Here is a 26,979-nt window from a genome sequence, read left to right as displayed (position 1 = left end):
TATAACAATTAACCTTAATTACTGATTTATGAAAAAAATAGTGTACACACTTATGTTTGCATTGACAATAAGTGCTGCAGATTACGCTTATGCACAACAGAAAGAAAAACCAACCTTCGTAACTTCTGTTGAAGACATTAAAGAGTACAAACTGTCTAATGGATTGAAGGTACTACTACTTCCAGATGCGACTCAGAATAATGTGATCGTCAATATCGTATACAATGTAGGATCTAAACATGAAGGATATGGCGAAAAGGGTATGGCTCACTTATTAGAACACATGCTTTTTAAAAGTACTACAAAGCTGGGAGACATCAAAAAAATGCTGTCAGACAAAGGTGGTCAAGCCCAAGGGACTACATGGTATGACCGTACAAACTACTATGAGATATTTGCTGCATCTGATGAGAATCTAGCATGGGCATTAGAAATGGAAGCAGATCGTATGATCAACGCTACTATACTTCAATCAGATTTAGACAAAGAATTCTCTGTTGTCCGCAACGAATTTGAGATAGGAGAGAATAATCCTGGTAGAGTATTAATGGAAAGAACAATTAATACAGCTTACTTATGGCATAATTATGGACTAAGTACTATCGGGTCAAAAGAAGATATCGAGCGTGTCAAGGCACCACAATTAAGACGATTCTATGAGAAATATTATCAACCAGACAATGCGACTCTAGTAATAGCGGGTAAGTTTGATGAAGCTAAAGCATTAAAATATGTAGAGGATTACTTCTCTGTCATTCCTAAACCAAAACGTGTACTAGATGAGATCCTAACTGTAGAGCCTGCTCAGGATGGTGAAAAGTTTGTAGAAGTAAGACGTGCAGGTGATTCTAAGCACATACAGACATTGTATCACACAGCATCGTATGCAGATAAAGACTTTGCAGCACTTGTAGCATTACAATCTATACTGACCAATGATCCTTCTGGATATTTGTACAAAGACTTAGTAGAGACTAAAAAAGTGTCTTCACTATACTCATTCAGTCCTACAGTAAGAGATGCGAGTTTTATCTTGTTTAACTTTGATATTCCACTTGATAAGGATCAAAAGGAAACGCTAAAAGATATCAAGACAGCATTAGCTAAAATAGAAACTATTAAATATACACAAGAAGACTTAGACAGAGCTAAAACTCGAATCTCAAAAGGTCTAGAGGATTTAAAGAACAATACTATCCGAACTGCTATTAACTTAACAGAGATTATCGGGGCAGGAGACTATCGTCTTGCTAATCTATACAGAGATAATGTGGAGAGTTTAAAGCTAGAAGATATCAATAGAGTAGCTAAGAAGTACTTTAAAGATAATAATCGTACTGTAGGTATGTTTATTCCTTCTAAAGATGAAACAAGGGTAAAGCCAACAGAGTTCTTAGATAAGGATATTAAGGCGCTAGTAGAAAACTATAAAGGAAAAGAGACTGCTGAAGAATTAAGACCATTCGAAGCATCTATTGCTAACTTACAGAAGAACTACTCTACTGCTAAACTTAGTAATGGACTTAAATATGGTATTATAGATAAGGATATCAAAGGTGAGAAAGTACAAATAAGCATGACATTACCTGTAGGTAATCAGAAAGACTTACTTAACAAACAATATATAGGTTCTTTTGCGGCAAGTCTATTAAATGCAGGTACAAAGACTATGACTAAACAACAAATAAAAGATAAGTTAGATCAATTAAAGTCAACTATATCAGTTAGGTTTAGTGGTCAGAACATTAATATAGGAGTATCATCATACCGAAACACAATAGATGAAACGATGGTTATTCTTAAGGATTTATTGACTAACCCTATTTATCCAGATGCAGAATTAGAAAAACTAAAACTAGATTATATTACAAGTTTAGAGTCTAAATTAAGCGACCCTCAAGCTATTGCTTTTAATAAAATCAATCAATTAACAGAGCAAGAGGAAAAAGGAAGTATCTTCTACACTCCATCAACTCAGGAAGACATTGATGGTATCAAGAAAATTAAACTAGAGGAGATTAAAGAGTTCCACAAGAATTTCTTTGGTGCTAATAACGGTATTGCTACTGTAATAGGTATGAAGGACAAAAAAGCTGTGGATAAATTACTAGAGAATACTTTCGCTAACTTTAATAGTAAAGCTAAATATGAAAAAGCATATCCAAAGTTTGTAGATACTAAACAAGTAAAAGAAGTGTTCGAAACTCCAGACAAAGAAAATGCTGTAGCTGTAGGTAAGCTAAACTTTGAGATGAATCAATCAAATCCTGACTATGCTGCATTAGTATTTGCAAATGAAGTAATGGGAGGTGGGTTTATGACTGCCCGTATACCTCAACGTTTACGCGAAAAAGAAGGTATTAGCTATGGTGCTGGTACTTCATTAAGTGTACCTAGTGATTCTAAAAGTGTAAATGCTTCTTGGACGATCTATGCATTTATGAACCCTACTAAACGTGCAGATGTAGAAAAAGCTATGAATGAAGAATTTAATAAATTAATTGCTTCTGGTATTACTGAAGAAGAATTAACTGCTAACAAATCTTCATGGAAGAACGCAAGACAAACGAATTTAGGTAACGATGGATACTTAATGTATTTATCTTCTCTATTCCTGTTATACGAAACTCCATTTACAGATCATGACAAATTAAATGCTGAGATAGAAAAGCTAACTGTAAAACAAGTGAATGACGCTGCTAAAAAATACTTACAGCCTGCTAAATTCACAACAATCTATGCCGGTGATTTTACTAAAAAATAAAGTAAATAAGCTCTAAATAAAAAGCCGATTGATTACTCAATCGGCTTTTACTTTTATATACAATAGTACCTTGACTAACAACTAAAGTCTACAGATATAGCTCCTGCTAAATAGATAAAATGCTGAGCCCCTTTAGATAAGTACACTTCTACAGACTGTATCTCGTACTCAGGTGAAGTATCGAACACAAAATCCAAGTTACCATCACCGTCTAAATCCCCTACAAACAATAGCTGTACGAAGGTGTCATTAAAGCTTGGGATATCTAGGATTAACTGTTCTGCCTCCCCATTTACTGTTAGATATAACTTATAATCTTTATATTTCTTATATTTTCTAGTCTTACCACTATCGTCTGTATAGTCATAAGAGTCTACCTGCTTACCTTCTGCTCTCAGAATATACTGTTTCCCATTAAATAGATACTCTTGTGGAGCATCAGGCCATAACGGCTGTTCTTTAATATTTAGAGCAGTCTTAGTCCCTTTCTTAATCATTGAATTTGGCCCTAAAAAGAAAATAGGTTCCACTGGACCGGTAGAAAAGATACCTAGTTGCTCACTTTCTGTACACTCATTCATCTCTTCGCTGATGGCATAATCTGCTTTTACGACTTGAAAAAGACCGTTCTTTTCCTCAAAAGCTAACCATTTATCATTGACCTTATTGAATTCTTCTTGGTGAAAATCCTTGTCGTAATATCTAGGAATAAGAATATCTAGAACAATGTTTTCTTCCTTTCCATGTACTGTTAGAGCAGGTTTTTCTTCTTCTGTCTCAGTTATCACTTCTTCTGTAGAAGGTTTAATCTCAGGAATCACTTCTTCCTCTTTTGTTTCTTTACACCCTACTAATACAAGTAATGTGAATATGAACAACGTTTTTTTCATATAGTATATTAGTCTAATCTATTTACATTTTGAATCAAAAAAAAAGACTACCAATGTTGATAGTCTTTTCATTAAATATTTTAAAAACTGTGTTTAGTCATTTAACTTTAATACAGCCATAAATGCCTCTTGTGGGATTTCTACGTTTCCTACTTGACGCATACGCTTTTTACCTGCTTTCTGTTTTTCAAGTAATTTACGTTTACGAGAGATATCCCCTCCATAACATTTAGCTGTTACGTCTTTACGAAGTGCTTTTACAGTTTCACGTGCAATAACTTTTACTCCGATAGCAGCCTGAATAGGAATATCGAACTGCTGACGTGGGATAAGTTCTTTTAATTTCTCGCACATCTTCTTACCGATATGATAAGCGTTATCAGCGTGCATTAATGCTGATAAAGCATCCACTACGTTAGCATTAAGCATTACATCTACTTTCACTAAGTTAGAAGTACGCATACCAATAGGAGAATAATCGAATGAGGCATATCCTTTAGATACAGTCTTCAATCTATCATAGAAGTCAAATACAATCTCTGCTAATGGCATATCAAACATTAACTCTACTCTATCTTCTGTTAAGTAAGTTTGATTAGTAATGATACCACGTTTATCAATACAAAGGCTCATTACTTGTCCAACGAAGTCAGCTTTAGTAATAATAGTCGCTTTAATAAACGGTTCTTCTACTCTTTCTAATTTAGATGGTTCTGGTAAATCAGAAGGGTTATTTACTATAATAGGTGTATCTGGTTCTTTCTTAGTATATGCTAAGTAAGAAACGTTAGGTACAGTAGTAATAACTGTCATGTTAAACTCACGCTCTAAACGCTCTTGGATAATCTCCATGTGTAACATTCCTAAGAAACCACAACGGAAACCAAAACCTAAAGCTGCAGAACTCTCTGCTGCGAAAACTAAGGAAGCATCGTTAAGTTGTAACTTTTCCATAGAGTTACGCAATTCTTCATAATCTTCTGTGTCTACAGGATAGATACCCGCAAATACCATTGGTTTTACGTTCTCAAACCCTTCGATCATATTCTGAGTAGGTTCTTTTGCATCTGTGATAGTATCCCCTACTTTTACTTCTCTTGCTTCTTTAATACCAGAGATTAGGTAACCTACGTCACCTGTTTTAATCTCTTGTTTAGCTACTTGGTTTAATTTAAGCGTTCCGATTTCATCTGCGAAATACTCTTTATTAGTAGCCATGAACTTAATCTTCTGACCTTTCTTAATTGTACCGTTAACCACACGGAATATTACCTCAATACCACGGAATGGGTTGTATACAGAGTCAAATATTAATGCTTGTAATGGCTCCTCAGGATTTCCTTTAGGTGCAGGAACTCTCTCGATAATCGCTTCTAAGATATCTTCTACTCCTAAACCAGTTTTACCTGATGCAGGAATAATTTCTTCATAGTCACATCCTAATAAGTCTACGATATCATCGCTTACCTCTTCTGGATTAGCACTTGGTAAATCAATCTTATTCAATACAGGAATAATCGTTAGATCATTCTCTAATGCTAAATATAAGTTAGAAATAGTCTGAGCCTGAATACTCTGAGCAGCATCAACAATCAATAACGCACCTTCACACGCTGCAATAGACCTAGAAACTTCATAAGAAAAGTCTACGTGTCCTGGGGTATCAATTAAGTTAAGTATATATTTCTCACCTTTATGAGTATATTCCATTTGGATCGCGTGAGATTTGATAGTAATCCCTCTTTCACGCTCTAAGTCCATACTATCTAAAAGCTGAGCTTGTTGCTCACGGGCAGTTACAGTTTGTGTAGCATCTAGTAATCTATCAGCTAACGTACTTTTACCATGATCAATATGAGCAATAATACAAAAGTTTCTAATGTTCTTCATCTTCGTTATATCAAAGTTTATTGGATTATATGCCCATTAGAAGTATTGAAACCACTTTCAATAATCATATAATCTAGATTCTAAGGCTCTTACATTCTTTTAATTAAAGAATCTACCTAGCCTATATTTTGCAAATATACTTTAAAGTTTCAATTTTTAGTTATTTTTCTGTCTTACAATCTTCCTTTATTTTAAAGAAACTGGTTATATTATCTATTGTATTAGATTTAGTAGTCTATTCTATGTTTTATAATAACACATTTAGTAACTTTATATTCATAAAAGAATATACTATGAAATCATTACTTACAATATCCTTATTCTCTCTAACGACCCTAGTAAGTTGCGGACAAAAGAGCGATATAACGAAAGATCATATCATACTTCCTAACAATCTTAAAGAAGTATCAGGACTATACTACGACGCTGCTTCTGATTCGTTCTGGGCACTACAAGACAGTGGTAATAAGAATGAGTTATATCAAATAAAGTCAGATGGTAAAATAAGCCATACTCTAAAAATAAAAGATCAGAAGAATATAGATTGGGAAGAATTAACTGCTGATAAAGAAGGTAATCTTTATATCGGAGACTTTGGCAACAATAAGAATACGAGAAAGGATCTACGTATCTTAAAGATAAACAAAGAGGATTTGCAGAAAGATAAAACAGAGGTAGCTTCAGTAATCTCATTTGAGTATCCTGAACAAAAGGCTTTCCCTCCTAAAGAGACTGAACTATTATATGATGCAGAAGCTTTTATCTTATACAACAATAACTTCTACATCTTCACTAAAAATAGAAGTAAGGGCTTCGATGGTACGTCATTAGTATATAAGGTACCTAATCAAACTGGACATCACAAGGCTGAACATGTACAAACATTTAATGGCTGTAATATCTATAAACACTGTGCTATCACAGGTGCTGCTATCAGTCCTGATGAAAAAACGTTTGTGTTATTATCTCATTCTAAACTTTGGATAATAGACGGGTTTAATCCTAACGCTATTATGGACGGGAAGATTAGTGAGCACAAACTACACCACGTCTCTCAAAAAGAGTCTGTGACTTTTGGAGATAACAACACTATCTATCTAGCTGATGAAGTAAAAGATAAAAAAGGTGGTAAAATTTATAAAGTGGATTTGGGTACATTAAAACCCAAACCCTAATCCAAATACAAAGCGACCTCCATCTACACTGTTAAAGAAAGAACAGTGTAGAGTCGCTTGTTCTACAGCACTTATCCACAGTCCTGCTCCATAAGCGTTATGCCACTTATTAGAAGACTCCCCTGGCTGCCATACTCTACCGTAATCAAAGCCTCCATAAAAACCATAACTCATAGGGAGAAATCCTGCAGTGAATTGACCTGCATTAAATCTTAAATCTGTTGTTTGTACAAAAGATGATTTACCTGTAAAACGCTCTGGTCTAAATCCTCTTAAGTTAGCATTACCTCCTATAGTGGCTGCGTGATAAAAGTCATAATTATCATTAAACCTAGTTTGGTATGTAAAATTAGTCGCAAGTACTACTCTTTCTCCTTTATCAATATAGTGTAAGAAACTCGCTTTAAGGTCTAAATAAGCAAAATTCTGTTTAGTCTCTTCTAAGTTCATTCTCCACCCAAGTTTTGAATTAAAACCAAAACCAACTGTTGGATTAGCAGGATAGTTATACTGCTCATAATTATACTCTACCTTAAGACCTCCATACTGTTGAAAATCGAAAACCTTAGCATCTACGCCATTTACATCATCTGTTATATATCTATCCGTTTGATGTTTTACCTTTAAGGCATCATATTCTAAATTTGCTTCAAAGCTAGCGCCCTGTTTTCCTTCATATCTATATCCAGGAGAAACAGAATAGCTCTCAATGCGTACTCTCTTATAATCTTTGCCTTTTTCTTTATCAAAGTAATATGTCTCATTCCCCAATCCGTAATAATTCACTGCAAAATTAGGGCTAGTAGCTCTACCTCCTATCGTAAACATCCAGCCATTAGTAGCGTTAGGGAAATACCCTTTATACTCTGCCTCTAACCCTTTTGTATTAAAAGAGTAAAAACCTTTCAACACATGCTTCGCTGTATAAGGATCTTGAATGAACTTAGAACGTGTAGAACTGTATAAAAAACCAAGCTTAACACCATCTTCTGGATTAAAACCAATATTTGGCAATAACATATTCAAGTTAAGAGGCACTCGCTCATAATTAAAGTTATTGATATCGTACTTATTAGTCAGTACCGTTCTTCCATTAGCACCTTCCATCTTTACTTCATTCTTCTTATCCGCATAATCATACACGATTACTTTAGAAGAATTATCTACTAAGAAAGTGTCTTGATTCTTACCTCCTATTAATCTAATCTTAATCTTTGCTTTCTCATCTCCACTTACTTTAAAAGTATCTTCATCATTCAGTCCATATACCCAAATCTCTTTAGTCTCTGTAGCATTATATACCTTATCGAACACAAGCTCTTCACCTGTCTTTTTAGCTCTATATTGTTTTACACGAACACTTCCTTCTGCCAATCTCTCAATGTCAAACACTTCTTTCTTATCAGTTCCTGATAAGATGACATACTCGCGTAACTGTTTATAATATTTTGGCAAGAAAGCGTCTATCTTACTACGTCTTGCTTTAAATATTCTTTTAATCTCTTCTACTTCGTCTGTTTGTACTTCTTGAGGTAATCTACTAAACGCCTCATCTAATGCCTCATCGTCTAACTTCTCTACAATATCCTTAGCTTCTCTTAACCAATCTTCTAAAGTAGTCCCTTTTAATAAGTATTGATCTAATGGAAAAGCTGTTTTATTAATCCATCTCGGATTAGCAAAGTCTTCTGTATAATTCTGCATATGTCTAAGTGGAGGAAGCTTCTTTATCAATGATAACAAAGCACCATCTATCTTAGCAAAAGCCTGATCTCTATCTCTAGGTATTGGTCTATAGATCACTTTATTCCCTTCTGCAAACTCTGACCATCTCCACTGATCTCCATGTCTATCCCAATCTCCAATCAACATATCAAAGATTCTAGCGCGCATATAAGCCGTCTGATCCACCTCATATTTCTCATCCTTTCTCAACTTCGCAATAACATCAGTTGTGCTAATGATATTACTAACGTTCCCAAAGCTTACTTCATCCTCGTATCCTGACGAAGGTCTTTCTTCTATCATATACAATTCGTCCCCATAGTTATCATTGAACCTACCTAAGACAGACTGCTTAGGCACATAATATAACTCTGGATTAGTGTGATACATCCCTATCTTATCTGCTAAGCCATCAAGTATAAATGGCGTATAAGGATGAGAAGTAGTATAGAAGTCATATATGAATCGCTCTGTCCATGTATTATCAAAAGCATTCATTACATAGTGATCCTTAAATACAGCAGTCTGTGCAAAACGAGATACACTCTTACGCACACCGCGCATCACATACTCTTTCCCATCATTATCAACTAATCTTAGTGACATAGACTGATTACCTCCTCCAGATATAGTGGGTGTCAGTCCTCCTTTTAAAGTAGTCAAATCTGCTATAGGAGCAGTTATCGGCGTACCGTATACATTGCGATAATGCTCACCCCATAAGAATCGATAAAACTTACTCTTTTCTGTCCATTTCTTAGGATATACACTAGCTTCTGCTGTTTGTTGTTCAAGCTCTTTATTATCTACAATTCGGTTTTCTTTACCTCCTCCAAAGTTATCTAGCATCACTGTACTATATAGAGGTGTATAATCTCCCTCTTTATAACCAAAGAATGATAGCTTAGCACTCTTGTCTTCTCTAATCTCTAACTTAGAATACCCAAACACGCCAGCAGAGAAGTCTCCGTCAACAACAGCTCTAGCAGGAGTAAGATTACTCATCGCTCCACTTATTATCTGCTTCACTCCATTTCTTTCTATATACTGTAGATTGTGCTCATGACCTGATGCTATCACAACATTTGTATACATCTGCGCGATTGTTCTAATGCGCTTATTTAATTCATTGTATTTTTTACTTTGAAGATCTTGAGGATTTACACCAGACATCTGTCTAGTATAGTTATATACACTTCCTATAATGGGTAGTGGGATATTGTTACCTATAGGAAATAAATGATCTTGTACAGAGAACTTTCCTCCGTGATTACCATTACTATATACAGGATGATACATCGCTAATACCACCACCTTATTCTGATTCTTATTAATCTCTCCTCTTACTTCTTCGAAAAAATCTTCTCTTGTCTTAATATCACAGTCTTCATTGATATTCGGATGATGATCCCAATTCTCAATATACCACTGACTATCGATTACGATTAGAACAGTGTCATCATTTATTTTAAGCCTTTCTAAACCACATACTTTACGAGGGAGTAGAGCTTTCTTATTTCCTGTTCTTTCTACTAAATATTTATCTAAATTCTTTATTCCCTCATAACTACCTTGCCAATCTGACTCACCATTAATGAATACTGTCGTTCCCTTATTACTTTCCATTAACCCCAGTTGACTCGCTAACCCCTCTTCTGCTTTCTTTCTCTTTTTTGAAGAAGTACTAGGCATCCCTTTCTTTGTATTATTCCCTAATAATATTAATGTTGAATTTTTATTAGTCTCATTACTCAACATCTGTTTAAAAGCATCTAAATGTTCTTGTTCCTCTGTATTATTTGCTTGACTTAAGTTTCCAACTAAATAATATGTATGTACAATTTTTTGATCACTACTGCGTTCTTTAGGTAATGCTCCGCTTTTGGTGCCATATTGAGGCTCAAATGTTGCACAAGATACTAGACCTACTAAAGAGGTTAAAGAAAGTGCAACAGCGATTTTTGAAAGCTTTAACGGTGTTTCAAAAAATATTTTCATATTTTAGAGGTTATAAAGGTTATGACTATGACGATTCTACAAAAGATTGAAGAACACATCTTTCAGATACACAAAGATACACTATCACATCAATATACGTACCACAATTTTAACCATACAGTACGTGTTGTTAATGGTTTAGAAGAAATTTTAAATCACTTAACAGTAGATAGTCATAATGCCAATTTACTGAGATATGCAGCGTGGTTTCACGATATAGGTTATATTAATTCTTGGGAAGGACATGAAGAAAGAGGTGCCCAGATGGCACAGACTTATCTATTAGAGAACGGTATACCTCATGATGATGTATTGACAGTCATGCAATTAATTAGAGCTACTAAGCTAGACTATGTGCCAGAGAATGACTTAGAGTGTATTATTAAAGATGCTGATTTCGCACACTTCTCTGATGAGAACTATGTAGAGACAAGTAACCTACTTAAAAAAGAAATAGAAACACTATGTTCTAAAACATTTACTAGACTAGAATGGTTAGAACAAAATAGAGATGTAATGCTATACAGACATCGCTACTACACCACCTATGCTCAGCAAAATTGGCAACCTACCAAACAAAAAAATCTACTAGATGTACTTTCTAAAATAGATAAAATCAACTCTAATAAAAAGAAAAAAGAAAAGATAGAATCGAATAGAACTATAGATACATTGTTTAGAACAACACTGCGTAACCATACTCAACTTAGTGCCATCGCAGATAGGAAAGCGAATATACTTTTATCCGTTAATGCGATTATTATTTCTATCTGTCTATCTACGTTAATACCTAAATTAGATAGTCCTAGCAATGCGCATTTAATTATTCCGACTTTTGTTTTGCTTATCTTTAGTGTAGCCACTATTATCTTTGCAATACAATCAACTAGACCAAAATTAACTTCTGGAAAGTTTACTAAAGAAGAAGTCGAAAATCGACAAGTAAACCTATTATTCTTCGGTACTTTCCATCAAATGCCTTTTGAAGAATACGAAGAAACGTTACGCGAAATAATGAAAGACAAACAATATTTGCATCATGCCCTTACTAAAGATTTGTATAGCCTTGGCACAGTTTTAAATAAAAAATACAAATTTCTACGTATCACATACGCTGTTTTCACCTTAGGTATTTTACTATCAGTTATAACCTTTACATTAGCATTTAGAGGTATTGGCTTTTAAGAAATCTATGCATTAATGTATCATAATCTAATAAGTCTATATCATAGTCTGTATTCACACCTATGCGTATACCTATTAATCCTGAGACACTTTGCATATCTTCGATAAGGAACTGTTCTAAATTATCGTCTAGAAGACCTATCTTTTGTCCAAATTGGATATAATTAAGATACTCTTCTAAGTGGTAATTTGAAGCAAATGCGATAGTTATCTTACCGGGCTGTACTATACGCTCAGTAGATCCTTTTATACATGCCTTATCTAATCTCTTTTTGATAATTTCATAACGCGTACTATAAGAACCATCTATATCAAAGCGCTTTTCATCCATCCTAAACTGGATACCTAAAGATGAATCATATACAAAAATCAATACAGTAACATCCATCGTCAATGCATCTTGTATATTATTTCGATAATGTACACACATCAGTTCACTCATCACTTGTAATTGCCACAAACGAAGATTGTGTAAATAGGTAAAATCAAATGACTTATTAGGTGTTATCGAGCTTCCAATATATAGATTATGCTCTACCCCGTCCGTTTTAAAGCGCTCATAATAGTGAGGGTAGATCTTTTGAACTACTTCTTGACGAGTATCTAGTAAATCAGAAAAGCACTTATTCATCTTTCCTACTTGAGTATCATAGATCTTTCGATATCTATAATAGATACCTAACTGTACATCAATATAATTAAAATAATCTTCTAGATCACTTCTATTAAAGATGTCATTCTCTTGATTAAGATAAGGGTGTATTTCTTTTGTGATATAAGTCTGAATACGCTGTTCCAAACCAGATACAAAGTTAGTATCTAACTGACGCAAATAAGCTTGTAATTTTAAACAATGTCTTTCTAATATTAGAGCATTATCGGTCAAACAGCAATTGTTAAATATTAATATTAATCTCTCTAATTGCTCTTTTAAATCACTTAATATTGCTTCATTTCTAAGTGCTCCTGACCCTTTTATATCTATCTCTCCATATAGCGGATATACATTCTTAAATACAATAGGGTTAATGAAGTAATCTTTCTCTGCTACACTATCTATATAGTTACGTCTAGCCTCTTCTAAGAACTTCCAATAAACACTAGGATGTATCGTCGTGAACTCTCTCTGTATAATAGCTTCTACATGATTCTTCATATCTAACTTAACACGTTCAAAAGTTTCAGACACAAAGGGCATTACCGCATTTAGTTTCTGCACATTTACACTATTGAGTACTCTTTTTTCACTAGACACTATTTCTAATACTCCCTCTACACCACTCGAAATTACAACAGGGCTAAACAGACAACTCTTTACACCTTTCGCTAGCAAACGCGCACACATTTCTGCCTCTTCTTCATCTAAAACCTCTCTATCTACATCAGAAATACTGTAATAACTCTCCTTCTTTACGATAGTTTGATAGGCCTTTTTTGACAGTCTTATAGTGCCTGTAGTTTCATCCAATAAGAAACTAGACATTGCCATCATCTCATTCGTTTCTTTTTGCACTAATAGATCTGGTTCTAAGGGTGTATATCCAATCCTTAGATTAGCCACCTTAAAAATAGAGCTAAATAATGGCTCCATGATATCGCCTATAGGCACACATTGTAATTCTGGTTTTAGAAAATTCTCCTTAAGTAACGACAGGGCATTTTCTATCGTAACATCTATCAGATTGATAATACCAAAACCATTTAATTGCCAACTATGCTGAGGGAACTTCTCTATCCATAATTCCAGATTGTCAAAGTTGTCCTCTAACAATTCAATATCCTCTTTGGTAAGCATAACAGCGTTTTCCTTTGGAATGACCTCTACAAAATCAGCATTATACAATACACGATAATGATGAATAATCCCTTTTGAATCAGGCAAGTCAATAAACAATGGTCGCGTTAAATCAAAATTAGCCTTAAAATAATGATTCATGATAATACAACAGCTTGCTATATAATACTGATGTTGATTGAAATCACGAATTTCCATATTATAATTGCCTCCACTCTCTTCTATTATCTTCTTAAACCTTCTGCTATGATTAAACATTAGATTCTGAAAAGGCATACCTACTGCTTTAATCTCATTGTCAGTTAAAGCTATTGGAAATAAAATCTCTAACAATTCATTTATTAAAGTTGCATTATCTCGCAATATTTGTGGATCTACGATCGGCTCTAATAAACAGGGAACTTGACTAATACGCCCTAATAAATCCCTAAAATATGTTTTCTTTAGTTCATTCTTCTCTGGGTCTTCAATAAATAAATATATTGCTTCAACTAGGCGATGAAAAGAAAACTTTATTTCAAAAGGTGTAAAATCAAACGTTGCAAGTCTCATAGTGGCGGCTTATTTTAAGACATAAAGATACTAAATAACTAAATGCAGACCTCTACACCAGATCCTAAGTTATACCATTTATAGATAACATTAACTAAACTAAAAATCTATAACCTAAAAAAATTGTACTTTTGCATCAAATTTCTAGAACTAATATGATTAAAATAGGCAATATAGAACTTCCTGATCATCCATTACTTTTAGCGCCAATGGAAGACGTAAGTGACCCTCCATTTCGCCGTCTTTGTAAAAAACACGGGGCTGACTTAATGTACTCAGAATTTATCTCTTCAGAAGGATTGATTAGAGATGCGATGAAAAGTAAGATGAAACTAGACATTTTCGACTATGAACGCCCTGTAGGAATACAAATATTCGGAGGTGATGAAGAGGCAATGGCAGAATCTGCTCGAATCGTAGAGACTGTACAGCCAGATTTAGTGGATATTAACTTTGGTTGTCCTGTAAAGAAAGTAGTGTCTAAAGGCGCTGGTGCGGGTGTATTAAAAGATATTGATTTAATGATTCGTTTAACAAAAGCGGTAGTTAATAGTACCCACCTACCTGTGACAGTAAAAACTAGACTAGGATGGGATGAAGACTCTATCAATATAGACGAAGTAGCAGAACGATTACAAGATGTAGGTGTTCAGGCATTGACTATACATGCACGTACTAGAGCACAGATGTATAAGGGGCACTCGGACTGGACACATATAGAACGTATTAAAAACAATCCTCGTATCCAGATTCCTATCTTTGGTAATGGAGATATAGACAGTCCTCATAAAGCTTTAGAGTACAAGGAGACTTTCGGATTAGACGGTATGATGATCGGTCGTGCTGCTATCGGATATCCTTGGATATTTGATGAAATTAAGCATTTCTTTAATACAGGAGAACTATTGCCTCCTCCTACTATAAAAGACAGATTAGATGCCGCCAAAAATCATTTAATATGGTCTATGGAATGGAAAGGCGAACGACTAGGTATCGTAGAGATGAGACGTCACTATACTAATTACTTTAAAGGTATCCATGGTTTTAAGCCTCATCGTTTACAGTTGGTTACTACAGATGACCCTATCGAGTTATTATCCTTATTTGATAGAATAGCAGAAGAATATAAAGACTACGTAATAGAGTAAATCTTACACATATAAAAAAACCACCTATTGTTAGGTGGTTTTTTTCTTTTTCAAAACAATTTCTATGCTGCAATCCCTAGTTCATGGACTTACTACATAAAATTATCTACATAATTACTAACGCATAATTATGCTATCACTAACTATACCAAAATACTCTCTGAAACGAACTATTTTTATTGGTTTCTATTTACAAACGCATTTCTTGTTCCGTTAGTATTACGCCGCTGGAAAAATACCATATTTAAACAGCTGAAACCACCTATCTACATATTCACTATTAAATTCTAGCACCTTCATCACTTCTCTACTAAACTCTGTAGCTCCTACACCACTAGCTGTTACTACATTCTGATCTCTAACCACGAGCTGATCGACATAGTTCATCTCTCCGCGATAAGTAGGTACTAACCCCTTCATATAGAACAAGGCATTACTCGTATGCTTCACATAGTCTAACATTCCTTTCTGTGCTAAATATAGCGTAGCTCCGCAAATAGCAGCTATTGGTAACTGGTATTTATAAATCCCATAAACTACCCTATCAATAGCATTAAAGTTATTTGTACTCTTCTCCCACATCTCTCCTCCTGGCAGTATTAAAAGTTTCAGAGTAGAGATGTCTATATCCTCGAGACTACAGTCTACCTTTACCTTTAATCCTCCTACCGAAGTAACATAAGCACCTGTATCAGAGACAGTTAATACCTGGTATCGACTATCTTGTATTAATTCAGGCATCAGATATCCAATCTCCCAATCTGAATATCCATCAAATAAGTAAATGTAAATATGATTTGCTTCCATCTTCTTCTTTTTTTCAAAGATATAGAAATATTATATCAACCAAATTAAACTAGTCGCTACAAATCATAGCAAAAAAACTCCTTTCAAATTGAAAGGAGTTTTAATCTTATTTTGTTTTATCTGATATAATATGCAAATCTCTTTGTGGAAATGGAATCTCGATATTTGCCTCATCTAAAGCATTTTTAACTATCTGCTGTATCACGAATACGGTATCCCAGTAATTAGCTTTATCCATCCATACACGTACATTTAAGTTTACAGAGCTATCCGCTAAACTGTTCACAAAAATGATAGGCTTCGGATCTTGTTTGACTGCTTCATGTTTGGCAAGAGCCTCTTGGATAACATTCTGTGCTGTCTTAATATTAGCATCATACGAGATACCTACTACGAAGTCATAACGACGAGAAATAATATCACTATAATTAGTAATTACCGAGTTAGCCAACGGCCCGTTTGGACAATAGATCTTTAATCCTGTAGCTCCAGTTATCGTAGTATAAAGCAGGTCTATTTTCTCAACTGTTCCTTCTACACCTCCAGTGTTAGAGATATACTCTCCTACTTTAAAAGGCTTAAACAACAAGATCAACACCCCTCCAGCAAAGTTAGATAAACTCCCCTGAAGTGCTAGACCAATAGCTAAACCTGCAGAAGCAAATATCGCTAAGAATGAAGATATCTCGATTCCCATAGTATTAGCAGCAGTCAACAGTAATAGTATATACAATATCGCCTGTATAATACTCAACAAGAAACCTCTAAGGGACTTCTCCATATCGCGCTTTTCAAATCGATGGCGTAAACCTCTTAAAACAGCTTTAACTATAAACCCTCCAATAATTAATATTAGAATTCCTACCCCAATTTTAGGTAGAGCTCCCATAATATTAGTTATCATATTCTCTAATCCTCCAGCAAATTTTTCCATAACAATTTTTTAATTTCTATTTACAATTTCATTTTTTTAGCTATTCCCTTAGGGATACCATCTTTATGGATCATGATATCCGTCGTTTTATACTTCACGAACTCTTTACTCATATACATATATCCTTTATAGTCATTCGTAGTTCCCCAAGAGTTCTTGATGATATAGTACTCTCTACCTTTTTGATCTTTAGCGATACCTACGATGTGCATCCCGTGATCATCTGTAGTCGTATAGTTATCGAATGCCTCTTGACGCATCTCAGGAGTAACTTTTCTCTCTGGTTTTGGCCCGTTAAACATTTCTTCTTTCTCTTCAGCAGACATATCCTCCCAATCCTTTTCAGGAACGAAAGCTACACCATTTTTCCAGCTAAAATATTTCTCACTCACATCACCAGCCCATGCTACAGTAAAACCATTATTCACTGCGTGATCGATGATCTCTGTTAGCTCCTGCATCGGTACATTATACACTTGATTAAAAGCCCAGTTATCAGGCACTAACAATACGAACTTCTCATACATAGGGTAATTTAGGTCTGATCCTATCTCTACATAATCATCAGCGTTGATTCCTATTACATCTTTTGCAAAGCTCTGTGGAGTATACTTTTTACCTTCCCATGTAAACTCCTTAGGAGCCTCTCCTAAATAAGCATCGATAGCTGCTGTATACGCTTTCTCCCAGTTCGGAGTTAATTTTTTATTAGGGTTAGACACTACTGCTTTTAAGATACCCTCTTGTATCGCAGCCATCTCTCCAAATTTATTAATAGTCGTTCCATAATTCAGTCCATCATATACAGACTGAGGCACTGCCCCATACATTCTATACATATTCATCACATCGTGGAACGCACCACCATCCCCTAGCGTTACAGCACCATGCATTCTTACATACATTTTCCCTTTTTCGATATATGCATTACGAGCAGAGAATATCTGAGAAATCTCTACAGGACGTTTTCCCATTCTCATCATTTCTGACTCGATAAATGAGTTCGCTGAATAAGACCAACATGTCCCAGAAGAACCTTGATTCTTCACAGAAGTGTTTTCAATATTCACTACATCCGTAAACGTGTAAAGCTCTTTACTCTTTGCACTTGCATTTAACTTTAATGAGTTTACTAAATTATCCTGAGCTACAGTAGTAACAGAATATCCAGCTGAAAGCATAAGGGCTAAAACCCATGCTTTTAATTGATTTTTATACATATCGTTAGGTTTGTTAGAATCGTAAAGATAAAAAAAGTGATTTAAACAGCCTTGCATTAGCTTCTTAAAATTAGGTTTATTGTAGTGATTAACTTGAGTAAAGATTTCATTTCACCTAAATCTCTAAACTAAAAAAATACCTCTACACAACATATCGACTCCTCTACGCAGCTCTTAATCACCCTCTCACACATCTTAATTCCCTACCATTATCTAAGTCTGTATATTAGTTATTTCTCTTATCTATTTTCTTTCATACTGCATTTCGTTCTGATTAAGACCTGCATTATTCGCTGTGAAGACAGGATGAGTACGTAGTGACTCCGTAGTAAGTCCACAATGACTCCGTTATTTGACGTAAAAACAACGGAGTCAATATAGAGATAACCCCCACATATCATCGACTCACTAGAAAGGAAAGCAATTATAATAAATAAAAAACTTTATTCAACAGTAAAACAGTATCTCTGCTTAAGTGAATAACTAAAAGACGAATACTTCATAGTTCACTAATAATAACAAAAAAAGCCCTTAGATTATCTCTAAGGACTTCTATATTTAAAAACAGAGTCATTTATTTCTTATATTCAAACATTACTCGTCCACTCTCTGAATAAGGAATATACTTAACTTCATTCTGGAAGTTATAATCTCTCTCAATACCAATATTAGTAACTACTGCTGACTTAGGGTATAATTGTTCATCGAAGTCATAAGTAACAGTAGTGGTACGAATAAGTGTACCGTCTTCTAAGTATACTTTCCCTTTAACCATATTATTAACCGAGATTAATTCGCTTAACAGCTTGTTTACTGGATTACCTGTAGCATCATTAAATATAACATTTACCCCTTTTATTGCATCTATTATCCCCATAGCTCTCATAGTATGGAATGTAAAGTTAGGGTTATTATCATACTCTAATTCTAATATCCCTTGTTTAGTACCACCTAATTCTTCAAACAAATATTCATCGTAATGCATAAGAATTTTTGTAGGATTTCCTTTTTTATCATACTCAAGTACTTTCCCATATTTATATAAACTCTTATTGCTGTCTAATAACAATTGAACAGGGAACAAATCACCTCCTGCTTTTACTTCAGTCAGCTTTGTTTTCTCTTCATACTTAAATGTCGCCTCTCCTACAAAGTATTCATCGTTAGACTCATTTCCAACTACAGAAGTAACTTTAGAATCATTATCATAATTCACATTAAACGTAAGTTTATCAGCAGGATGTGCATCATCAACAGTAACTACTTGACTAATAAGCTTAATATTCTTATTAGGAGGAGTAACACCTCCATCACCATTACCAATACTATTATCATCTGAACTACATGATACTCCGACAAATGCAAGTGCTGCTAAAGCACTAAAAATAATCTTTTTCATAGCTATTATATTTTATGCAAATTTAAGTTAACAAACATCTACTTTAGACAGATGAAATAATTATTCCATTTTTATCACAGGAATAACCTCTCATTTACACTAATTACCATATTTAAAAGTTCTTTTTAACACAAATAAAACAATTACACCAAAACGATAAAATAAAAATATTGACATAAAAAAACAGTGTATCTCAGATATCAGAGATACACTGTTTTTAACTATTAGTGTACTATATATTACAACGTTTCTTTCAACCAACGGAAGAATTCACCTTGCCATACTTGTGCATTTTGTGGTCTTACCACCCAGTGATTTTCATCAGGTAAATATAAGAATCTACTTTTCACTCCTCTTAATTGAGCAGCTTGGAACGCTTCTTGTCCTTGTCCAATTGGCACACGGTAGTCTTTACCGCCTTGGATAATTAAGATAGGTGTATTCCACTTATCTACATTATTAATCGGGTTAAAGTTAGTATATGCGTTCTGAGCATCTTTATTATCTTTTTCCCAATATGCTCCACCTGTATCAAAGTTAGGGAAGAATACCTCTTCTGTAGTACCATACATACTTACTAAATCAAATACTCCACAGTGTGAAATAAACGATTTGAAACGGTTCTCATGGATACCTGCTAAGTAGAATACTGAATATCCACCATAACTAGCTCCAACAGCTCCTAATCTATCTCTATCTACATATTTCTCTTTAGCTACGTCATCGATAGCTGCTAAGTAGTCTTGCATTGGTTTTCCAGCCCAGTCTTTAGAGATCGCTTCATTCCACTCTACACCGTGTCCTGGCATCCCTCTACGGTTAGGAGCTACTATAATGTATCCCTCTGCAGCCATTAACTGGAAGTTCCAACGGAAAGAATAGAACTGAGACAATGCTGACTGCGGTCCTCCTTGTGCATATAATAACGTTGGATATTTTTTGTTTGGATCAAAGTTAGGTGGATACACTACCCAAGTAACCATATCTTTACCGTCCACAGTCTTCACGATTCTCTTCTCACTCTTGCTCAATGCAATCTTAGAATAAGCATCATTATTCACTTTAGTCACTTGATTCCAAGTCTTCTTAGCCATATTATAAGCATATACCTCAGAAGCATGGTTAAAGTCTGTACGAGTCACTAGCGCTACATCTCCTGTCACATCTACGATACTCGTCACATCAAAGTTACCATCAGTGATTTGTCTCACATTAATAGCGATACGTGTTCTACCAGGGAAGTTCACTTCGAACAACTGTACAGTACCTCCTACAGCTGCGATAAAGTAAATCTTCTTACCATCTTTACTCCATCTGTAACTATCTACAGTACCGTCCCATCCTGCAGTAAGGTTCATTTTGATTCCATTATAGTCTACAATGATATCATTCTTATCAGCCTCATAACCATCACGCTTCATCTGTAACCAAGTTAGGTGTCCTTCTGGAGAGTATGTAGGATGTGTATCGTATCCTTTATTTTCTTCTGTTAAGTTCTTAGTTTGTTTAGTAGCTAAGTCGTATAAGTATAAGTCAGTATTCGTACTTGTAGCGTACTCAGTACCGAATTTCTTTTTAGACACGTATACGATACCTTTACCATCAGGAGTCCACACATAGTCTTCGTCTCCACCGAATGGCTTCTGTGGCGAATCATAAGGTTCGTTACCTAAGATATCTATCTTAGCGTCTTTATTATCTATAGGAGCATATAATACGTGGTTATGTGTACCATCGTTCCACGTATCCCAATGTCTATAATCTAATCCATCATATACATATGCATCAGACTTCTCCATCGCAGGATATAGGTCTTTACCTAATACTTTATTGATTTTTACAGCCTCATCAAATAAAACTAATTTTCCATCAGGAGAAATGTTTTTATCATTAAGCAAGTGTTTGTATTCCTTAATTTCAACAGGAGTACCTCCAGTTACAGGAATTTGATAAGTCTTAGAATCAAACTTATCTTCTGTCATATTAGCGTGGCTTACTTTGTAGATTAAGTTTTTACCATCCTTAGTAACTCCTACTGGACTTACTCTACCTAATTTCCACAAAAGCTCTTTAGTCATTACTTCTTGAGAAAAAGCAGCTAAACTCGCTAAGCTTAAAGCAAATAAGAATATTTTTTTCATTGTTAGGGTTTTATTAAAGCGTAAAAATAGGCTTTTCTTTTGATTTTGTTCAAAAGTTAACTAATTCTCTTAGTCTAGACATTCTTTCTTATACAAACAACAATAAATAGTGTACTCTTATAAACAATGCACTTCTATAATACTGACTGTACATTTAATTAATAGTATTATTGATAATAAAAAAGTAAAAAAAACAACCTAAACGATAATAATTGAATTTCACATCATTATAGTACGTTATTTTTTTTTTAAATCGTCTTGATTTGAAAAAAAAAGAGGTATTTTCACGCTCAAATTTGATTTACATGAAAAACAATAAACTTTTTATAGCGATCATCATTGCGCTAGTACTTGGTGTAATCGTAGGAAGTATTTATCATTATTCATTCCCAGAATACAAATTAGGATTCGCAGAAAACATTAAATTACTAGGTACTATTTTCATCCGTTTAGTACAGATGATTATTGCTCCACTAGTATTCTGTACTCTTGTAGTAGGTATTGCCAAAATGGGAGATATGAGTATGGTAGGCCGTGTAGGTGCTAAAGCTATGGGGTGGTTTATCTCAGCTTCATTAGTCTCTTTAACGATAGGTTTAGTATTAGTGAACTGGTTCAAACCGGGTGTAGGGGCTAACTTTGATTTAAACAATGTCTCTGGAGCAAATGACTTATTGTCTAAAACAGACTCATTAAGCCTACAATCATTCGTAGAGCACTTAATTCCAAAAAGTATATTCGAAGCCTTTGCTCATAATGAAATTCTGCAGATAGTAGTATTCTCTGTATTCTTTGGAATCGCACTATCTACATTAGGGAAGAAAGGAAAATCAGTAATCAAATTATTTGACAAAATATCAGAGGTAGTCTTAAAGATGGTAACCTATATCATGTGGACTGCTCCTCTAGGTGTATTAGGGGCTATTGCTAGTGCAGTGGCACTCTATGGCCTTTCTATTTTCTTAACGTATGGTAAATACTTACTAGCATTCGCAGCAGGATTAGCTATCTTATGGGCTGTCTTAATCTTAGTAGGATATCTAATCATAGGTAAAGATGTATGGAGACTATTAAAAGCCATCAAAGAACCTCTATTAATAGCATTCTCTACAACAAGTAGTGAAGCTGTATTTCCAAAATTAGTAGAGCAATTAAAAGCTTATGGTTGTTCGCCAAAAATCGTATCATTTACCTTACCTTTGGGCTACTCATTTAATCTAGATGGAAGTATGATGTATCTAACATTCGCTTCTATCTTCATTGCTCAGATATATGATGTACACATGAGTCTAGCAGATCAAATCCTGATGTTGTTAGTACTTATGGTTACGAGTAAGGGTGTAGCTGGTGTACCTCGTGCATCGCTAATCGTTATCGTAGCTACCTGTGCTATGTTTAATATCCCTCCAGAAGGAATTGCGTTTATTTTACCGATTGATCACTTCTGTGATATGGGAAGAAGTATGACTAATGTATTAGGAAATGCTTTATCAACTGCTGCAATAGATAAATTTGAAACAAATAATGAACAAACTAAACAATTAAGTTAGATTACAGAACATAAAACACTATGGACGAATTTTCAATAGCACAACTTATAAACCCTGAATTCTATATAAACTTACAGATAGCAGGACATTCAATAGGTATATATGTCGTATTATTTATTGTATTTGCAGAGACAGGCTTATTCGCAGGTTTCTTTTTACCAGGAGATAGCTTATTATTCTTATCAGGTATATACAGTACAGCCCTAATGGCTGAAGTAGTACCGATAGAAAGTGACTTCTTAAATGTAGCCTTATTATCTACTCTAGTTGCCTTGGCAGGTATCCTCGGTAACAGTTTTGGATATTGGTTTGGTAAAAAGAGTGGTAACTACCTCTACAATGTAAAAGACAACTTTATATACAAGAAGAAATACTTGTACGAATCTAAAGTGTTCTTCGAGAGACATGGAGGAAGAGCAATTATATTTGCACGTTTCTTACCAGTAGTAAGAACATTCGCTCCTATTATTGCTGGTATTGTACACATGGATATTAAAAGATTCATGTTATACAATGTTATAAGTTCTTTCTTATGGGCTACTACACTAATCTTTGCAGGTCATTACCTACAAGTATGGTTGTTAGACAGCTATGATATAGACTTAAAACACTACATTGAATACATTATCTTATTCTTAGTACTAGTTACTACATTACCTATCGTAATGAAAGTGATCAAAAGCAAGAAGAATAATAAAGAAGAAAGTGAAGAGATATAATAAATAAAAAAGGAAGTAAAGTACGTTCTACTTTACTTCCTTTTTTTAATCCTTTACAGCTACTTTTAATAAGAAAAGATCTCTTAACATGAAACCATAAAATAAGGCTTGTATCTATGATACAAGCCTTATTTTATTAAGATATATTAAATCTCTATTCTATCCTATCGGTGCGATTTCGAAGACTAATCCTTCTACTCTCTCATCTACAGGTATCTGACAACTTAGTCTACTAGTAGGTTTAACATTACGAGCATCTGAATCTAACAAAGCATCTTCTTCGTCACCCTTCTCTGGTAATTCTACTTCATCTCCATTAATCATATAGCATTGACAAGAAGCACACATCAACATACCTCCACATATACCAAATGTTCCGTCTTCTGCTAGTTCATAAGCACGGACAACTTCCATCATATTCATCCCCATATCCGTTGGGGCATCTATAACGTGAGTCTCACCTTCGCGATCGATAATGGTTACTTTAATATCCTCAGCCATAACTAGTCTATAGATTTCACTACTGCTTTTTCTGCTTCTTTACGCGTACCATCGAATCCGTTGATACCAGATACAGTAGTATATTTTAATACAAATTTCTTACCTGGATTCAACATATTGAATACACTCTGACACATCAAAGTCGCTTCGTGGAATCCACATAGAATTAATTTTAATTTACCAGGGTAAGTGTTGATATCACCAATCGCGTAAATACCAGGTATATTCGTTTGATAATCCAATGCATTATTTACTTTAATAGCATTCTTCTCAATCTCTAATCCCCAATCTGCAATAGGTCCTAACTTAGGCGTTAAACCAAATAATGGAATAAAATAATCACAAGCTATTTCGCGTTTCTCTCCATAGATATCTACGACAACTGCTTCTAATTTATCTGTTCCTTTTAACTCAACAACTTCTCCTGGAGTTAACATATTAATCTTTCCTTGGTCTTTAAGAACCTGTACTTTTTCTACAGAGTCTAATGCTCCGCGGAATTCATTACGTCTGTGTACCAGACTTACTTCAGCAGCTACATCTGCTAAGAAAATACTCCAATCTAGAGCAGAGTCACCACCACCAGCGATAACTATTTTCTTACCAGCGAACATCTCTGGTTTTTTAACAAAGTATTCTACTCCTTTATCTTCATAGAATGCAAGATTCTCTATTTCCGGTTTACGAGGTTCGAAAGACCCTAGACCACCAGCAATAGCGACTGCTTTACCATGATGTTTTGTCCCTTTGTTAGTTGTAACGATAAACGTACCATCTTCTAACTTCTCAATATTTTCTGCTACTTCATTTAATGTAAAACCAGGTTGAAACTGCTTTATTTGTTCCATTAAATTATCTACTAGCTCACCAGCTCCAACGCTAGGATATCCTGGGATATCAAAGATTGGTTTTTTAGGATACAATTCCGTTAATTGTCCTCCTGGTTGTGGAAGTCCATCGATAAGATGGCATTTTAGTTTTAATAATCCTGCTTCGAATACAGCGAACAGACCAGTAGGGCCCGCTCCAATAATTATTATATCGGTCTCAATCATGATGTAGTTCTTTAGTGCAAAGTTATTCTTTGCGAAATTTATTAAAAATGATAAAAGTCAATCTTAAGTAACTAATGCCAGCAAAGGCATAAATCACTCAAGATTGACTATGTTATTTTTATCCCACATTAACTACAGATTCGATCTCTGGAGCATACTTTTTAATCGTTGTCTCTACTCCAGCACTTAAGGTCATTTGATTAACACTACAAGCTGTGCAAGCGCCTTCTAAGCGAACTTGTACAACTTTGTCATCTTGAATATCAATAAGAGTGATATCTCCACCATCTGCTTGTAAAAATGGACGGATCTCATCTAACGCCTTTTCTACATTCTGTTTTATAGTTTGTGATGCCATATATTTTTCTTGTATTAAGTCTTATTTTTTAGCAACTGATGAACACCCTGCCATCGTTGTAATTTTGATAGCTTCAGTAGCAGGTAATGACTCATTTCTCAGCACTACTTGTTCTACTACATTTCTACTTAAATCTTCAAATACTTTTGCGATGATCGTATCGTTTTGTAACGCTGCTGGACGACCATAATCACCAGCCTCACGGATACTCTGTACGATAGGCACTTCTCCTAAGAAAGGAACATCTAAGTCCGCTGCTAAATTCTTAGCACCATTCTCACCGAAGATATAGTATTTGTTATTAGGTAATTCTTCTGGAGTAAAGTACGCCATATTCTCAACGATACCTAATACAGGAACATTGATACTCTCTGACATAAACATTGATACTCCTTTTTTAGCATCAGCTAGCGCTACTGCTTGTGGTGTAGATACTACTACAGCTCCCGTTATAGGAAGAGACTGCATAATAGATAAGTGAATATCTCCTGTACCTGGAGGTAAATCTAATAATAAGAAGTCTAATTCACCCCAATCAGCATCAAAAATCATTTGATTTAATGCCTTTGCTGCCATAGGTCCTCTCCAAATTATTGCTTGATCTCCTTTTGTAAAGAATCCGATAGAAAGGATCTCTACTCCATACGATGATACAGGTTTCATCTTAGAACGTCCATCTACTTCTACCGAAATAGGTTTAGCTCCTTCTACGTCAAACATAATTGGCATAGATGGCCCATAAATATCTGCATCTAATACTCCTACTTTAAAGCCCATATTAGCTAAACTAGCAGCTAAGTTAGCAGTAACTGTAGATTTACCTACTCCTCCTTTACCAGAAGAAATAGCAACAATGTTTTTTATACCAGGAATAGCTTTCCCTTTAATCTCAGGCTTTTCAGGAGCCTCTACTTTTATATTTACTTTTACTTTCGCCTTGTCATATACTTGATCGTGAATTACTTTCATCACGTCAACTTCTGCTCTTTTCTTAATGTGTAAAGCTGGTGTACTCAGTACTAAATCTACTACTACTTCGTCTCCGAAAGTCATTACATTACTTACAGCTCCACTCTCCACCATATTCTTTCCTTCTCCAGCTAGAGAGATACTCTCTAGTGCCTTAAGGATTTCTTTTCTATCTAATTTCATTATATGCGATTCGTTTTCAAC

Annotated in this window: 19 protein-coding genes; 6 read left to right on the top strand and 13 right to left on the bottom strand. The window is 34.7% G+C overall.

What is annotated here, in order from left to right:
- Positions 1-28 precede the first annotated feature (28 nt).
- Positions 29-2,764 carry a M16 family metallopeptidase gene (locus tag HX049_RS03650; RefSeq protein WP_286414160.1) on the top strand — a complete coding sequence of 912 codons (2,736 nt, stop codon included), beginning with the start codon at positions 29-31 and terminating at the stop codon, positions 2,762-2,764.
- A 74-nt stretch (positions 2,765-2,838) separates the two neighbouring features.
- On the opposite strand, the gene HX049_RS03645 is transcribed toward HX049_RS03650, so the two are convergent.
- A complete protein-coding gene (locus tag HX049_RS03645) occupies positions 2,839-3,654 on the bottom strand; it encodes a hypothetical protein (RefSeq protein ID WP_286414159.1) in 816 nt (271 codons plus the stop codon).
- A gap of 93 nt (positions 3,655-3,747) precedes the next feature.
- Complete coding sequence (gene lepA, locus HX049_RS03640) at positions 3,748-5,544, bottom strand: translation elongation factor 4 (RefSeq protein ID WP_041894583.1); 1,797 nt, start codon at positions 5,542-5,544, stop codon at positions 3,748-3,750.
- Positions 5,545-5,837: 293 nt separating this feature from the next.
- On the opposite strand from lepA, the gene HX049_RS03635 reads away from it, so the two are divergent.
- Positions 5,838-6,719 carry a hypothetical protein gene (locus tag HX049_RS03635; RefSeq protein ID WP_286414156.1) on the top strand — a complete coding sequence of 294 codons (882 nt, stop codon included), beginning with the start codon at positions 5,838-5,840 and terminating at the stop codon, positions 6,717-6,719.
- Here HX049_RS03635 and HX049_RS03630 read toward each other — a convergent pair.
- Positions 6,702-10,442: a metallophosphoesterase gene (locus HX049_RS03630; protein WP_286414154.1), complete on the bottom strand. Its 3,741-nt coding sequence runs from the start codon at positions 10,440-10,442 to the stop codon at positions 6,702-6,704. The genes HX049_RS03635 and HX049_RS03630 overlap by 18 nt on opposite strands.
- 27 nt (positions 10,443-10,469) lie before the next feature.
- Between HX049_RS03630 and HX049_RS03625 the strand changes: the two genes are divergently transcribed.
- Positions 10,470-11,627 (top strand): Pycsar system effector family protein, encoded by a 1,158-nt coding sequence (locus tag HX049_RS03625; RefSeq protein ID WP_286414153.1) that lies wholly within the window; start codon positions 10,470-10,472, stop codon positions 11,625-11,627.
- Here the strand turns inward: HX049_RS03625 and HX049_RS03620 are convergent.
- Positions 11,608-13,974 (bottom strand): hypothetical protein, encoded by a 2,367-nt coding sequence (locus HX049_RS03620; protein ID WP_286414151.1) that lies wholly within the window; start codon positions 13,972-13,974, stop codon positions 11,608-11,610. The two genes, HX049_RS03625 and HX049_RS03620, sit on opposite strands and share 20 nt — an antisense overlap.
- Positions 13,975-14,129: 155 nt before the next feature.
- Here HX049_RS03620 and dusB point away from each other — a divergent pair, with 155 nt between their 5' ends.
- Entirely contained in the window at positions 14,130-15,122 is a 993-nt protein-coding gene (dusB, locus tag HX049_RS03615) for a tRNA dihydrouridine synthase DusB (RefSeq protein ID WP_286414149.1), read from the top strand.
- A 219-nt stretch (positions 15,123-15,341) separates the two neighbouring features.
- On the opposite strand, the gene HX049_RS03610 is transcribed toward dusB, so the two are convergent.
- The 5 genes from HX049_RS03610 to HX049_RS03590 all read right to left on the bottom strand — a co-directional run bounded on the left by HX049_RS03610 (position 15,342) and on the right by HX049_RS03590 (position 21,623).
- A complete protein-coding gene (locus HX049_RS03610; RefSeq protein ID WP_286414147.1) occupies positions 15,342-15,929 on the bottom strand; it encodes a type 1 glutamine amidotransferase family protein in 588 nt (195 codons plus the stop codon).
- A 106-nt stretch (positions 15,930-16,035) separates the two neighbouring features.
- On the bottom strand, positions 16,036-16,863 hold the full coding sequence (locus HX049_RS03605; protein WP_286414146.1) for a mechanosensitive ion channel family protein: 828 nt from the start codon (positions 16,861-16,863) through the stop codon (positions 16,036-16,038).
- 20 nt (positions 16,864-16,883) lie between these two features.
- Positions 16,884-18,083, bottom strand: a complete 1,200-nt coding sequence (locus HX049_RS03600) for an aminopeptidase C (RefSeq protein ID WP_286414144.1) — start codon at positions 18,081-18,083, stop codon at positions 16,884-16,886.
- Positions 18,084-18,657: 574 nt separating this feature from the next.
- Positions 18,658-19,482 carry a hypothetical protein gene (locus HX049_RS03595; protein WP_286414142.1) on the bottom strand — a complete coding sequence of 275 codons (825 nt, stop codon included), beginning with the start codon at positions 19,480-19,482 and terminating at the stop codon, positions 18,658-18,660.
- A gap of 239 nt (positions 19,483-19,721) precedes the next feature.
- Positions 19,722-21,623 carry a S9 family peptidase gene (locus tag HX049_RS03590; protein WP_286414140.1) on the bottom strand — a complete coding sequence of 634 codons (1,902 nt, stop codon included), beginning with the start codon at positions 21,621-21,623 and terminating at the stop codon, positions 19,722-19,724.
- A 305-nt stretch (positions 21,624-21,928) separates the two neighbouring features.
- On the opposite strand from HX049_RS03590, the gene HX049_RS03585 reads away from it, so the two are divergent.
- Together HX049_RS03585 and HX049_RS03580 are read left to right on the top strand one after the other, a co-directional pair.
- Positions 21,929-23,173, top strand: coding sequence for a dicarboxylate/amino acid:cation symporter (locus HX049_RS03585; protein ID WP_286414137.1), 1,245 nt, complete (start codon positions 21,929-21,931; stop codon positions 23,171-23,173).
- Positions 23,174-23,193: 20 nt separating this feature from the next.
- Positions 23,194-23,892, top strand: coding sequence for a DedA family protein (locus HX049_RS03580; protein WP_286414136.1), 699 nt, complete (start codon positions 23,194-23,196; stop codon positions 23,890-23,892).
- A 159-nt stretch (positions 23,893-24,051) separates the two neighbouring features.
- Here the strand turns inward: HX049_RS03580 and HX049_RS03575 are convergent, their stop codons facing one another.
- From HX049_RS03575 to HX049_RS03560, 4 genes are all read right to left on the bottom strand, one after another.
- Positions 24,052-24,393, bottom strand: a complete 342-nt coding sequence (locus HX049_RS03575; RefSeq protein ID WP_041894611.1) for a 2Fe-2S iron-sulfur cluster-binding protein — start codon at positions 24,391-24,393, stop codon at positions 24,052-24,054.
- Between the two features lie 2 nt (positions 24,394-24,395).
- The gene (locus tag HX049_RS03570; RefSeq protein WP_286414133.1) at positions 24,396-25,448 is read right to left on the bottom strand and encodes an NAD(P)/FAD-dependent oxidoreductase; all 1,053 of its coding nucleotides are present in this window, start codon (positions 25,446-25,448) and stop codon (positions 24,396-24,398) included.
- A 118-nt stretch (positions 25,449-25,566) separates the two neighbouring features.
- Positions 25,567-25,806, bottom strand: a complete 240-nt coding sequence (locus tag HX049_RS03565) for a NifU family protein (RefSeq protein ID WP_006259788.1) — start codon at positions 25,804-25,806, stop codon at positions 25,567-25,569.
- Between the two features lie 21 nt (positions 25,807-25,827).
- Entirely contained in the window at positions 25,828-26,958 is a 1,131-nt protein-coding gene (locus tag HX049_RS03560) for an Mrp/NBP35 family ATP-binding protein (protein ID WP_286414132.1), read from the bottom strand.
- Between the last annotated feature and the right edge of the window lie 21 nt (positions 26,959-26,979).

This window comes from Myroides odoratimimus, assembly GCF_030326305.1.
Taxonomy (GTDB): Bacteria; Bacteroidota; Bacteroidia; order Flavobacteriales; family Flavobacteriaceae; genus Flavobacterium; species Flavobacterium odoratimimum_A.
Note: the sequence above shows the minus strand (reverse complement) of the source record. Positions and strands in the feature narration are given on the sequence as shown.

Coding starts and splice junctions, on each gene's coding strand:
- HX049_RS03570 (WP_286414133.1), bottom strand. CDS start 25,448: ATGATTGAGACCGATATAATAATTATTGGAGCGGGCCCTACTGGTCTG.
- HX049_RS03560 (WP_286414132.1), bottom strand. CDS start 26,958: ATGAAATTAGATAGAAAAGAAATCCTTAAGGCACTAGAGAGTATCTCT.
- HX049_RS03645 (WP_286414159.1), bottom strand. CDS start 3,654: ATGAAAAAAACGTTGTTCATATTCACATTACTTGTATTAGTAGGGTGT.
- dusB (WP_286414149.1), top strand. CDS start 14,130: ATGATTAAAATAGGCAATATAGAACTTCCTGATCATCCATTACTTTTA.
- HX049_RS03650 (WP_286414160.1), top strand. CDS start 29: ATGAAAAAAATAGTGTACACACTTATGTTTGCATTGACAATAAGTGCT.
- HX049_RS03605 (WP_286414146.1), bottom strand. CDS start 16,863: ATGGAAAAATTTGCTGGAGGATTAGAGAATATGATAACTAATATTATG.
- HX049_RS03610 (WP_286414147.1), bottom strand. CDS start 15,929: ATGGAAGCAAATCATATTTACATTTACTTATTTGATGGATATTCAGAT.
- HX049_RS03600 (WP_286414144.1), bottom strand. CDS start 18,083: ATGTATAAAAATCAATTAAAAGCATGGGTTTTAGCCCTTATGCTTTCA.
- HX049_RS03585 (WP_286414137.1), top strand. CDS start 21,929: ATGAAAAACAATAAACTTTTTATAGCGATCATCATTGCGCTAGTACTT.
- HX049_RS03590 (WP_286414140.1), bottom strand. CDS start 21,623: ATGAAAAAAATATTCTTATTTGCTTTAAGCTTAGCGAGTTTAGCTGCT.
- HX049_RS03595 (WP_286414142.1), bottom strand. CDS start 19,482: ATGAAAAAGATTATTTTTAGTGCTTTAGCAGCACTTGCATTTGTCGGA.
- HX049_RS03580 (WP_286414136.1), top strand. CDS start 23,194: ATGGACGAATTTTCAATAGCACAACTTATAAACCCTGAATTCTATATA.
- HX049_RS03635 (WP_286414156.1), top strand. CDS start 5,838: ATGAAATCATTACTTACAATATCCTTATTCTCTCTAACGACCCTAGTA.
- HX049_RS03630 (WP_286414154.1), bottom strand. CDS start 10,442: ATGAAAATATTTTTTGAAACACCGTTAAAGCTTTCAAAAATCGCTGTT.
- HX049_RS03625 (WP_286414153.1), top strand. CDS start 10,470: ATGACGATTCTACAAAAGATTGAAGAACACATCTTTCAGATACACAAA.
- HX049_RS03575 (WP_041894611.1), bottom strand. CDS start 24,393: ATGGCTGAGGATATTAAAGTAACCATTATCGATCGCGAAGGTGAGACT.
- HX049_RS03565 (WP_006259788.1), bottom strand. CDS start 25,806: ATGGCATCACAAACTATAAAACAGAATGTAGAAAAGGCGTTAGATGAG.
- lepA (WP_041894583.1), bottom strand. CDS start 5,544: ATGAAGAACATTAGAAACTTTTGTATTATTGCTCATATTGATCATGGT.
- HX049_RS03620 (WP_286414151.1), bottom strand. CDS start 13,974: ATGAGACTTGCAACGTTTGATTTTACACCTTTTGAAATAAAGTTTTCT.